The sequence below is a fragment of the Azotobacter vinelandii CA genome (genome assembly GCF_000380335.1).
In the GTDB taxonomy this organism is placed as follows: domain Bacteria; phylum Pseudomonadota; class Gammaproteobacteria; order Pseudomonadales; family Pseudomonadaceae; genus Azotobacter; species Azotobacter vinelandii.
Genome location: NC_021149.1, coordinates 3,560,543 through 3,572,409, shown reverse-complemented (window position 1 = coordinate 3,572,409; position 11,867 = coordinate 3,560,543). Strand labels below are relative to the sequence as shown.

The following is an 11,867-nucleotide window of genomic DNA, read 5'->3' as shown; positions in this document are numbered from 1 at the left end:
GGCGCAACCCGGACGGTCCCGTCGCAACGGGGGAAACGATCGATGACACGTCCTCTGACCTTGTCATCTCGTTGTCGTACCGGTCGCCTTGCCGCCTGCCGGCGGACCGGGTCATTTTCTGGACAAAGACGACAACGCGGCTCCACCTGTTCCCTTCCCGATCCGGCCCGAAGCATGGGCCGGGAAGGGCCATCGGGCACGGGGCCGCGTTGTCCGTCGCTCCCTGGGAATGACCAAACCGCTCTTCTCATACGATCCACGGGGAGATGTGGATGCAACAAGCCTGCCGGGAGTGGGTGCTGCTTATCCTGTGACGGACAGGAGCCCTGCGACACAGAAAACCTCGATGACGAGCCTGGCTGGCACGAGTTTCCCGGTTGGGAATTCCGTCTCAGGATGAGACTTTGCCCGGATGCGGCGAGCGCTTCAAGCATCCGGTTCGTGCTTGAGCAGGCTGTCCACGGCGGGAACCCGCGTTTCGCTTTCCATCTGGGCCGCATGTTCGAGCTGGCGGCTGAAGCGTTTCAGGGAGCCGCTCTGCGGTTTGGCATCGCTGGCGAACACCGGCGGGCTGAGCAGATAGGCGCCGATCAGGCGGCTCAGCGCGGCCAGCCCGTCGATATGGGTACGCTCGTAGCCATGGGTGGCGTCGCAGCCGAAAGCCAGCAGGGCGGTGCGGATGTCGTGGCCAGCGGTCACCGCCGACTGGGCGTCGCTGTGGTAGTAGCGGAACAGGTCGCGGCGTACGGGGATCGCGTGATGTTCCGCCAGGCGCAGCAGGTGGCGCGTCAGATGGTAGTCGTAGGGGCCGCCGGAGTCCTGCATGGCGACGGTCGCCGCCCGTTCGCAGGACTGCTGGCCGGGAGCGACCGGCGCGATGTCGATGCCGACGAATTCGCTGACGTCCCAGGGCAGTGCCGCCGCCGCGCCGGAGCCGGTTTCCTCGGTGATGGTGAACAGCGGATGGCAGTCGATCGGCGGCTCCTGGCCACTGTCGAGCACGCTCTTCAGCGCGGCGAGCAGGGCGGCGGCACCGGCCTTGTCGTCCAGGTGGCGGGCGCTGATGTGGCCGCTCTCGGTGAACTCCGGCAGCGGATCGAAGGCGACGAAATCGCCTACCGCCACCCCCAGGGCCTGGGTTTCGGCCAGGCTGGCGGTCATGGCGTCGAGGCGCAGCTCGACATGGTCCCAACTGATCGGCATCTGGTCGACCTGGGTGTTGAAGGTATGTCCCGAGGCCAGTAGCGGCAGCACGCTGCCGCGCAGCACGCCGCGGTCGCTGAACAGGCTGACCCGGCTGCCCTCGGCGAAGCGGCTCGACCAGCAGCCCACCGGCGCCAGACCGATGCGGCCGTTGGCGTGGATCTCGCGGACGATGGCGCCGATGGTGTCGAGGTGTACCGCGAGCGCCCGGTCCGGACTGTAGCGGCGTCCCTTGAGGGTTCCGCGGATGGTGCCGCGGCGGGTCAGTTCGAAGGGAATGCCGAGTTCCTCCAGTTGTTCGGCGACATAGCGCACGATGGTGTCGGTGAAGCCGGTCGGGCTGGGGATGGCGAGCATTTCCAGCAGCACGCGCTGCAGGTAGTCGAGATCGGGTTCTGGGAGTGGGCTGGACATGGGGACTCCAAGGGCATGTTCGCGCATGGCGGACGTTTGTTGCATGCAAGTCGCCCGGATACCGCCCGGTGTCGGAAGGTGCGAATCGCCGATGGATCCGTCCTGCTCCACGCCACCGGAGTCCGGCAGGGACTGGCGGCGTGCGGCGCCGGGCGCGGCGGGGCGTCAGGAGGGCGATTTGCTGAGCGGGAACAGCAGATCGACGAAGCGCTCGGCGGTGGGCTGCGGCTCGTGGTTGGCCAGGCCGGCCCGCTCGTTGGCCTCGATGATCACGTAGTCCGGGCGGTCGACCGCCTCCACCAGCAGATCGAGGCCGACCACCGGGATATCCAGGGCGCGGGCGGCGAGCACGGCGGCTTCCATCAGCGCCGGGTGCAGCCGGGCGGTCACGTCCTCCAGGCAGCCGCCGGTGTGCAGGTTGGCGGTGCGCCGTACCGCCAGGCGCCGGCCCTCGGGCAGCACGCTGTCGTAGTCGTGGCCGGCCTGGCGCAGGACGCGCTCGGTCTCGGCATCCAGCGGAATGCGGCTTTCGCCGCCGCTGGCGGCCTGGCGGCGCCGGCTCTGGGCCTCGATCAGCGCGCGGATGCTGGTGCGGCCGTCGCCGATCACCTCGGCGGGATGGCGCAGCGCGGCGGCGACCACCTCGAAGCCGATCACCAGGATGCGCAGGTCCTGCCCGCGATGGAAACTTTCCAGCAGCACCCGGCTGTCGAAGCGGCGGGCCGTCTCTATGGCATGCTCGACCTCCTCGAGCGTACCCAGGTCGACGGCCACGCCCTGACCCTGCTCGCCGTTCACCGGCTTGACCACCAGGCGCCAGTGCTCGGCGAGAAAGGCCGCGTTTTCCTCGCGGCTGCCGGCCAGGCGCTGGGCCGGCATGCGCAGCCCGGCGCGGCTCAGCCAGCGGTGGGTCAATTGCTTGTCCTGGCAGAGGGTCATGCTCACCGCGCTGGTCAGGTCGGACAGCGACTCGCGGCAGCGGATCCGCCGCCCGCCGTGGATCAGGGTGAACAGGCCGGCTTCGGCGTCGTCCACCTGCGCCTCGATGCCGCGGCGGTTGGCCTCGTCGACGATGATCCGCGCATAGGGGTTGAGTTCGGCGGCCGGGCCGGGACCGAGGAACAATGGCTGGTTGATGCTGTTCTTGCGTTTGACCGCGAAGGTCGGCAGTGGGCGGAAACCGAGCTTGGCGTAGAGATTCTTCGCCTGGTGGTTGTCGTGCAGCACCGACAGGTCGAGATAGGCCAGTCCGCGGGACATGAAGTGTTCGATCAGATGGCGCATCAGGGCTTCGCCGACCCCCGGCCGCGTGCAGGCCGGGTCCACGGCCAGGCACCAGAGGCTGCTGCCGTGCTCGGGATCGCCGTAGGCCTCGACGTGGTTGAGGCCCATGGCGCCGCCGACCAGCGCCTTGCTGTCGCTGTCCTCGGCCAGCCAGTAGACCGGGCCGCCGTCCTCGCGCGGGGTCAGCCGTCCGGGGTCCACCTGCAGCATGCCGCGGGTCTGGTAGAGGCGGTTGAGTCCGTCCCAGTCCGCCTGGCTCTGTACCCGGCGAATGGTGAAGCCGCGGAAGGTGCGCCGCGCCGGGCGATAGTCGGAAAACCACAGGCGCAAGGTGTCCGAGGGGTCGAGGAACAGTTGCTGCGGCGCTTGGGCCAGTACCTGGTGCGGCGCGGCCACGTAGAGCGCTATGTCGCGTTCGCCGGGCCGCTCCCCGAGCAGGTCGTCGGCCAGGCTGGCCGGATCGGGGTAGGTATGCCCGACCAGCAGGCGGCCCCAGCCGCAGTGCAGGGCCACCGGCAGGTGCCGTTCGCTCTGGCCTTCCTCGGCCAGCAATGCCTGCAGGCGCTCGTAGGAAGGGGTTTGGCCGCGCAGCAGGCGCTGGCCGTAGGCAGAAGTTTTCATGGCTAGAGTCCCTGTTCGTTGAGCCAGAGGTTGAGGGCCGCCAGTTGCCAGAGCTTGGAGCCGCGCAGCGGCGTCAACTGTCCCTGCGGATCGCTCAGCAGCCGGTCGACTTCGCCCGGATCGAACAGGCCGCGGTCCTGGCTGGGATCGAGCAGGAGTTCGCGCACCCAGTCCAGGGTCGCGCCCTGCAGGTGCTTGAGACCGGGCACCGGAAAGTAGCCCTTGGGCCGGTCGATGACCGCCGCCGGGATGACCAGGCGGGCGGCCTCCTTGAGCACGTGCTTGCCGCCGCCCGGCAGCTTGAAACGCGGCGGGATGCGCGCCGACAGCTCGACCAGGCGGTAGTCCAGGAACGGCGTGCGCGCCTCCAGGCCCCAGGCCATGGTCATGTTGTCGACCCGCTTGACCGGGTCCTCGACCAGCATCACGGTGCTGTCCAGGCGCAGCGCCTTGTCCACCGGGTCCTGCGCGCCGGGCCGGGCGAAATGTTCGCGCACGAAGGCTCCGGCGTGATCCTCGCCATGCCACTTCGGCTGCACGGTGGCCAGGTATTCGGCATGCGTGCGGTCGAAGAAGGCGGCGCGATAGGCGGCGTAGGGATCGCTGGCGCCTTCCAGCGCCGGATACCAGTGGTAACCGGCGAACAACTCGTCGGCGCCCTGGCCGCTCTGCACCACTTTGCAGTGCCGGGCGACCTCGCGCGAGAGCAGGTAGAAGGCGATGCAGTCGTGACTGACCATCGGCTCGCTCATGGCGCGGAAGGCTGCCGGCAACTGCTCGATGATCTCCCGCTCGTCGATGCGCAACTGGTGGTGACGGGTGGCGTAGTGGCGGGCGATCAGGTCGGAATACCGGAACTCGTCGCCGCGTTCGCCGCCGGCATCCTGAAAGCCGATGGAGAAGGTCGGCAGATTCTCCACGCCGGCCTCGCGCAGCAGCCCGACCAGCAGGCTGGAGTCGACTCCGCCGGAGAGCAGTACGCCGACGTCCACTGCCGCCCGCTGGCGGATCGCCACTGCCGCGCGCAGGCTCTCGAGCAGGGTGTCGCGCCATTCCGTCAGCCCGAAGCCGCGCTCGTCGTCCCGCGGGCCGTAGTCCAGTCGCCACCAGGTGCGCTGTTCGCGCTCGCCGTCGGCACCGACGCGCAGCCAGGTCGCCGGCGGCAGCTTCTCCACTTCGGCGAGCAGGGTGCGTGGCGCCGGCACCACGGCGTGAAAGTTCAGGTAATGGTCGAGCGCCACCGGATCGAGGGCCGCGCCGATGTCGCCGCCGGCCAGCAGGGCCGGCAGGCTCGAGGCGAAGCGCAGGCGGTGGCCGTTGCGCGTCAGGTACAGCGGCTTGACGCCGAGCCGGTCGCGGGCGAGGAACAGCCGCTGGCGGTCGCGCTCCCAGATGGCGAAGGCGAACATGCCGTTGAGCCTGGGCAACAGCGCCTCGCCCCAGGCGTGATAGCCCTTGAGCAGCACTTCGGTGTCGCCGTCGGAGAAGAACCGGTAGCCGAGGCTTTGCAACTCGTCGCGCAGTTCCGGGTAGTTGTAGATGGCGCCGTTGAACACCAGGTCGAGGCCGAGGTCGCTGTCGACCATCGGCTGACCCGAGGCCTCGGCCAGGTCCATGATTTTCAGCCGGCGATGGCCCAGGGCGATCGGCCCCCGGGCGTGCACGCCCCAGGCGTCGGGCCCGCGAGAGGTTAGCTGATGGGTGATACGCTCGACCGCCGCGAGGTCGGCCGGACGCTTGTCGAAACGCAGTTCTCCAGATATGCCGCACATGGGTCCTTACCGGTTTTGCCGTTGGGGAATCTGTCCGCGCCCCTTCGGGGCGAAGTCATTGCCGACGGATCGAAGAATCCGCGGGCTAGTTGCAGACTTTTACACCAAAACAAGAAAATGCTTTGATGTCAAAGATTGGTTACCCATGTTTACGACGCAATGACTGCAGAAAAAGTTTTATATCAAAGTGATATTTCGATCTTCGAAGTACCGTTGTTCCAGGCTATGCGGCGTCTGCAGCAGGCCGGGGAGGTGCACGCCAAGCGGGTGGCGCGCTACGGTGGGCTGACCCCGATGCAACTGCTGATCCTGCGGGCGCTGGCCGACGAGGCGCGGCTGACGGCGAGCGCGCTGAGCCGGCGGGTCAGCCTCACCGCGGCGACCCTGTCCGTCCTGCTCGACCGGCTGGAGGAGCGCGGCCTGCTGCAGCGCCAGCGCGACGAACGGGACCGCCGCCGGCAGTGGCTGGTGCTCGCCGAGGCCGGCCGCGCCCTGCTCGAGGAGGCGCCGCCGCTGCTGCCGCCGGAGTTCCGTCTGCGCTTCGCCGCACTGCCGGAGTGGGAGCGGCATGCGTTGACGGCGGCGTTGTTGCGGGTGGCGGAGTTGTGTGGTGGAGAGTAGGAGGGGGCTTTGGCCGTGGGCCGAGGAAAGCGCTGCGTCTTCATATCGAAAACGAGGCCCGTACCCGGCGCTCTACATCGCGACCAAGGCCGCTCCCACCGGTGCGAAGCAGTCTCCCTCACTTCCCCCGGATCAACCTCCGCAACCCGAACCGGTTGGGATGGCAGGCCTCCGCCACCGCCCTCGGCACCGGCAGCGGCTCGTCGTCCAGCCAGGCGGCCAGCAGTTCCCCGGCCAGCGGTGCGCTGAGCAGGCCGCGCGAGCCGTGGCCGCTGCTGACGTACAGGCCTTCCAGCCAGGGACAGGGACGCTGCGGCACCTGCCGGGCGTCCTTGCCGAGCACGGCGTAGGCTTCGGCGAAGGCTGCGGCGTCGGCCAGGGGGCCGACGATCGGCAGGTAGTCCGGGCTGGTGCAGCGAAAGCCCGCGCGTCCGTCGAGAGCCGCCGGATCGAGGCGCTCGAGTTGCAGCCGCCCGGCTAGGTCGGCGGAGATCTCCCGCAACAGTTGCAGGTTCTCCGCATGTTCCTCGACGGTCAGCGCCAGTTCGCTGGCCTCGAAACGGAAGCTGGCGCCCAAGGTGTGTTCGCCGTCGCGCGGCGGGGCGACGTAGCCCTCGGCGCAGAGCACGGTCTTCAGGTGGCTGCTGGCGGCGGTCGCCGGCAGGCGGCTGATCTGCCCGCGGATGCGCTTGAGCGGCAGTCCGGCGGTCTCGGGGAAGCGGGCGATGTCCGCCGCGCCGCAGAGCACCGCGACCGGCGCCCGGGCAAGCGATCGGTCGCCGCTCCGGGCGCACCATTGGCCGTTCTCGCGGCGCAACTCCAGGACTTCCCGGTGGCTCAGCAGGCGGATGTTCGGATGGTCGGCGAGCTGTGCGCAGAGCGCCGGCGGATGCACCCAGCCGGCCTCGGGGTAGAACAGCCCGCCGCTGTCCAGGGCGACCCCGGCCAGGGCCTCGGCTTGCGCGCGGCTCAGGTTGTGCAGCAGGTCGCCGGGGAAGGCCGCCGCCAGTTCGGCCTGGCGCGCCGCTTCCCTGGCGTCGAAGGCCAGTTGCAGCACGCCGCAGGGAGACCAGTCATGACCCGCTTCGAGGCGCTGCAGCAGCCGGCGGGTGAAGCCGAAGCCGGCGACGATCAGTCGCGAGAGCGCCGTGCCGTGGGCCGACAGCTTGAGGTAGAGCACGCCCTGCGGGTTGCCCGAGGTTTCCTCGGCGACCCCGTCGCGGCGCTCCAGCAGGGTCACCCGCCAGCCGCGCCGGGCGAGGCTCGCCGCCGCGGCGCAGCCGGCCAGGCCGGCGCCGATCACCAGCGCCTCGCGGGTGCCGGCGGGACGCGGCGGGCGGGCGAACCAGGGTTTGGCGGCATCCGGCACGGCTCCTTCGAAACGTCCGGCGAGCATCTCGCGCTTCTGGCCGAACCCCTTGACCCGCTGCATGGCGAAGCCCGCTCCGAGCAGCCCGCGGCGCACCAGGCCGGCGCTGGTGAAGGTGGCCAGGCTGGCGCCGGGAGCGGACAGCCGGGCCAGTTCGGCGAACAGTTCGGGCGTCCACATCTGCGGGTTCTTCGCCGGCGCGAAGCCGTCGAGGAACCAAGCGTCGATGCGCGCGTCCAGTTCCGGCAGACGCTCCAGCACGTCGCCGACCAGCAGGGTCAGCACCACCCGGCCGCCGGCGAAGACCAGGCGCTGGAAGCCCGGGTGTACGGCGACGTACTGCTCCAGCAGGGCCTCGGCCCAAGGCGCCAGCTCCGGCCAGAGGGCCAGGGCCCGCTGCAGGTCGGCGCGGGTCAGGGGGTATTTCTCGACGCTGACGAAGTGCAAGCGGGCGTCGGCCGGGGCCGTGCGCTCGAACAGTTGCCAGGCGCAGAGGAAGTTCAGCCCGGTGCCGAAGCCGGTTTCGCCGATGCTCAACCGCCCGCCGGCCGGCAGAGCGGCGAAGCGCAGCGGCAGTCCGTTGTGGCCGAGGAACACGTAGCGGGTCTCCTCCAGCCCCGAGGCACGGGAGAAATACACGTCGCCGAAACCGCGCGACAGCGGCTGGCCTTGCTCGTCCCAGTCGAGCTGGGCGTGGGGATGGTCGGTCATCGGATAGGACGGCTGGCGGAATGAGGGCGACATTCTAGCCGCCGTGTCGGGCGGCGTCAGGCCAGCGCCCCGGCCTGTTCCTGGCGATGGGCCGGCGGCGCCCAGACCTGCACGAAACGGGGGCGGAACAGGTAGCCCTGGACCAGACCGATGCCCAGCCGGCGGGCCAGTTGCAGGTGCTCGGCGGTTTCCACGCCCTCCAGGACCACCGCCTTGCCGCTCTGCCGGGCGAAGTCGAGGAGGCTGTGCAGCAGGGGCCGGTCGTGCGGGCCGGACAGGCGGTTCAGCCAGTCCCGGGCCAGCTTCAGGTAATCGACCCGGGCCAGCACGTCCAGGGATACCAGGCTGTCGCGGGCGCCGATATCGTCCAGGGCCATCGGGATGCCGGCGCTGCCGAAGCGGCCGAGCATGGCGATACTCACCTGGGCATCGGAAATCGAGCTGTTCTCGATGATCTCCACCACCGCGCGGGGATGCCCGGCGAGCAGTTCCACCAGGGGATGGCAAGCTTCGTCGAGGAAGGTGGCGAAGGCATCCTGGTCGATGTTGAGGAACAGCAGGCCACTCTCCGGCGCCTGGAGGATCTGCAACTTCTTGATCTTCAGCTCCAGCTGGAACAGGCTCAGCGGACTGTCGTGCAAGGCGCAGAAGACCCGCTCGGGCGGCAGGTTGCGGCCGTCGGCGCCGCGGAACCGGGCCAGGGCCTCGTGACCGATGATGTTACCGCTGGCGACCTCGACGATCGGCTGGTATTCCACGCCCAGTCCCTGGCCCTCGAGCAGGGCCAGCAAGAGGGCTGGCGACAGAGTGGGCATATGCGCTCCGATGCATTTGAGATTGTTTCTCAATAATACCCCTGCATTCCCTGCCGGGGGAATCTTCGCCGCGTTTCGCGAAGCTCTGTTCCGGGCTTTCGCCGGGCGCCGTGGAGGTCCCGCCGGGTTTGTTGTCCAATGATTTCCCGAGAGGCTACGCATGTTCGAATCCGCCGAGATCGGCCACCAGATCGACAAGGAAAGTTACGAAGCGGCCGTGCCGGCGCTGCGCGAGGCACTGCTCGAGGCCCAGTACGAACTCCGCCAGCAGGCACGTTTCCCGGTGTTGGTGCTGATCAGCGGTATCGAGGGCGCCGGCAAGGGCGAGACGGTCAAGCTGCTCAACGAGTGGATGGACCCGCGGCTGATCGAAGTCAGCACGTTCGACCAGCAGACCGACGAGGAACTGGCGCGCCCACCGGTCTGGCGCTACTGGCGTCAGTTGCCGCCGAAGGGGCGGATCGGCATCTTCTTCGGCAACTGGTACAGCCAGATGTTGCAGGCGCGGGTGCACGAGCGGATCGACGATGCCCGCCTCGACCAGGCCATCGACGGCGCCGAGCGCCTGGAGCGGATGCTCAGCGACGAAGGTGCGCTGATCTTCAAGTTCTGGTTCCACCTTTCCAAGAAGCGCATGAAGGAGCGCCTGGCGCTTCTCAAGGACGATCCCCTGCACAGTTGGCGGCTGAGTCCGCTGGACTGGCAGCAGTCGAAGACCTACGGCAAGTTCGTGCGCTACGGCGAGCGGGTGCTGCGGCGCAGCAGCCGGGACTTCGCGCCCTGGTACGTGATCGAGGGCTCCGATGCCAATTACCGCAGCCTGAGCGTCGGGCGCATTCTCCTCGACGGCCTGCAGGCGGCCCTCGGGCACCGGGGCCGGCCGGCCCACCGCCCGCACGCGGCGCCGCTGGTGTCCAGCGTGGACAACCGTGCCCTGCTGGACTCCCTGGACATGACCCAGGCCCTCGCCAAGCCGGATTACCAGCGCCTGCTGATCGCCGAGCAGGCGCGCCTGGCCCTGCTGATGCGCGACAAACGCATACGCCGGCATGCCCTGGTGGCGGTGTTCGAGGGCAACGACGCGGCCGGCAAGGGCAGCTCTATCCGCCGTGTCGCCGCCGCCCTGGACCCGCGCCAGTACCGGATAGCGCAGATCGCCGCGCCGACCGAGGAGGAGCGCGCCCAGCCCTACCTCTGGCGTTTCTGGCGGCATATTCCGCCGCGCGGCAAGTTCACCATCTTCGACCGCTCCTGGTACGGACGTGTGCTGGTGGAGCGGGTCGAGCGCCTGTGCAGCGAGGCCGACTGGCTGCGCGCCTACGGCGAAATCAACGATTTCGAGGAGCAGTTGAACGATGCCGGGGTGGTGCTGGTCAAGTTCTGGCTGGCCATCGACCGGGAGACCCAACTGGTGCGCTTCAAGGAGCGCGAAGCGACACCCTTCAAGCGCTTCAAGATCACCGAGGAAGACTGGCGCAACCGCGACAAGTGGGAGGACTACAGCGACGCGGTGGGCGACATGGTCGACCGCACCAGCAGCGAGATCGCCCCCTGGACCCTGGTCGAGGCCAACGACAAGCGCTTCGCCCGGGTGAAGATCCTGCGCACCCTCAACGACGCGCTGGAGAAGGCCTTGCGCGGCTGAGGCGCCGCCTTTTCCAGCGCCGTCCATCCGATATCCGTCCCCCCGTTCGCGTGCCGACGAACGGCCAGCCCGTCTACCTGCGATCGAGGCCGCTGGGCTGGCTCCGGCCTGCCAGTGGGACGTTCGTCCGGCAACTATGCTTACGCGGGTTGACTGACGCTGGACATGGCAAGGCGATATCGCCCCGCCAATGACTTGCCCACACGAGGTCGACGGACTGCCAGTCCGTGTCCGGGAGGATTTCCGGGAAGGGCCGGTGGGCTTGCCGCATCGCCCTGGCCAAGACCGCTCAGTCCGCACGGCTGGTACCCCCCTCAACAGTCGGATGGATGCGAGAGGTGGCTAGCCATGCCAACCCGTCAGGTTCTGTTCGGGCTCGCCCTGCTCGGTGCCGCTGGCACCGCTTGGGCGGATGATTCCAGATTCTCCGTCGCTGCCGGTCGCAGCGCTCCGGTCGCCTCCGGTTCCGGCGCGGCCGTTCCGCCGGCGGCCAATCCCGTCATGGCCGCCGGAATGGGAATGGCCGTGGCGAACGGCAGCGGGCAGGGTGCCGGCCGCCTGGTCGCCGAACCCGGACTGCGCGGACTGACCCTGCAGCCGACTTTCGCCTACCGGCTCAACGATGCGCTTTCCATCGGTATCGGCGCGCGCCTCGTCCAGGGCGCTGTGATCCGTCCCGGCGGCGCTCCGGCCGATGCGCCTCCGGCCTACCTGGATAGCGACACCGGCGCTGGCCTCAATCTGGGCCTGCTGTACCGGGTGAGCGACAGCACCTGGCTGGGGCTGGCCTACGCCAGCGGCTACGAACTGAATCTCGACGAGCGTGCCGGCGTCGCCGATCCCGTGGCGAACGTCGCCCGCGGACGTCCGGAAACCAACCGGACGATCGCCGAGGCGCGGGCGCCGGACAGCGTCACCGCGAGCATTTCCCACCGGCTGGACAGTGGCTGGATGCTGTCGGCCAGCCTCGGCTGGATGGGCTGGAGCGCCCTGCAACGGTCCGAGGGCGAGGCGCCGAGCCCGGCTGCCGCGAGCGTCGGTGGCGCACACCAGTACCGCGACACCTGGCGCCTCGCCCTGGGCGCGGAACAGCAACTCGGCGAGCATCTGCACTGGAGCATGGGGCTGAGCTACGACTCGTCGCCCTTGCCCGGCGACCAGCGCAATCTGGACGACCCGTTGCCGGAAAACCTGCGCCTGGCCGCCGGGCTGAGCTACCGGATGGATCAGGGGGTGGAGTTGCAGCTCGGCTACAGCCTGATCTGGCTGGGCGAAGCGGAGTCGCGGCAGAACGGCCGGACGCGCAACGACGGCATCCTGTCCGCCGAGCCGCCCAGCAGTACCCTGCACGTCATCGGCGGGGGCATGGTCTGGCGTTTCTGAAGCGCGGCCGGGACCGGCCGCCGGCGGCG

The 11,867-nt window shown here is 69.1% G+C and carries 8 protein-coding genes; 3 read left to right on the top strand and 5 right to left on the bottom strand.

Annotated features, from left to right (window positions below; translation table 11 throughout):
* Positions 1-426: 426 nt before the first annotated feature.
* From AVCA_RS15865 to AVCA_RS15855, 3 genes are all read right to left on the bottom strand, one after another.
* The gene (locus AVCA_RS15865) at positions 427-1,617 is read right to left on the bottom strand and encodes an osmoprotectant NAGGN system M42 family peptidase (RefSeq protein ID WP_175555872.1); all 1,191 of its coding nucleotides are present in this window, start codon (positions 1,615-1,617) and stop codon (positions 427-429) included.
* Between the two features lie 165 nt (positions 1,618-1,782).
* Positions 1,783-3,522 carry an N-acetylglutaminylglutamine synthetase gene (gene ngg, locus AVCA_RS15860; RefSeq protein ID WP_012702026.1) on the bottom strand — a complete coding sequence of 580 codons (1,740 nt, stop codon included), beginning with the start codon at positions 3,520-3,522 and terminating at the stop codon, positions 1,783-1,785.
* 2 nt (positions 3,523-3,524) lie between these two features.
* Positions 3,525-5,294 carry an N-acetylglutaminylglutamine amidotransferase gene (locus AVCA_RS15855; RefSeq protein WP_012702025.1) on the bottom strand — a complete coding sequence of 590 codons (1,770 nt, stop codon included), beginning with the start codon at positions 5,292-5,294 and terminating at the stop codon, positions 3,525-3,527.
* 159 nt (positions 5,295-5,453) lie between these two features.
* On the opposite strand from AVCA_RS15855, the gene AVCA_RS15850 reads away from it, so the two are divergent.
* Positions 5,454-5,915: a MarR family winged helix-turn-helix transcriptional regulator gene (locus AVCA_RS15850; protein WP_012702024.1), complete on the top strand. Its 462-nt coding sequence runs from the start codon at positions 5,454-5,456 to the stop codon at positions 5,913-5,915.
* Between the two features lie 118 nt (positions 5,916-6,033).
* Here AVCA_RS15850 and mnmC read toward each other — a convergent pair whose 3' ends face one another.
* Positions 6,034-7,995: a bifunctional tRNA (5-methylaminomethyl-2-thiouridine)(34)-methyltransferase MnmC2/FAD-dependent 5-carboxymethylaminomethyl-2-thiouridine(34) oxidoreductase MnmC1 gene (gene mnmC / locus AVCA_RS15845; RefSeq protein WP_012702023.1), complete on the bottom strand. Its 1,962-nt coding sequence runs from the start codon at positions 7,993-7,995 to the stop codon at positions 6,034-6,036.
* A gap of 56 nt (positions 7,996-8,051) precedes the next feature.
* Complete coding sequence (locus tag AVCA_RS15840) at positions 8,052-8,810, bottom strand: EAL domain-containing protein (RefSeq protein ID WP_231876210.1); 759 nt, start codon at positions 8,808-8,810, stop codon at positions 8,052-8,054.
* A 160-nt stretch (positions 8,811-8,970) separates the two neighbouring features.
* On the opposite strand from AVCA_RS15840, the gene pap reads away from it, so the two are divergent.
* Positions 8,971-10,455 (top strand): polyphosphate:AMP phosphotransferase, encoded by a 1,485-nt coding sequence (gene pap / locus AVCA_RS15835; protein ID WP_012702021.1) that lies wholly within the window; start codon positions 8,971-8,973, stop codon positions 10,453-10,455.
* Positions 10,456-10,803: 348 nt separating this feature from the next.
* Entirely contained in the window at positions 10,804-11,838 is a 1,035-nt protein-coding gene (locus AVCA_RS15830) for an OmpP1/FadL family transporter (RefSeq protein WP_012702019.1), read from the top strand.
* Positions 11,839-11,867 lie beyond the last annotated feature (29 nt).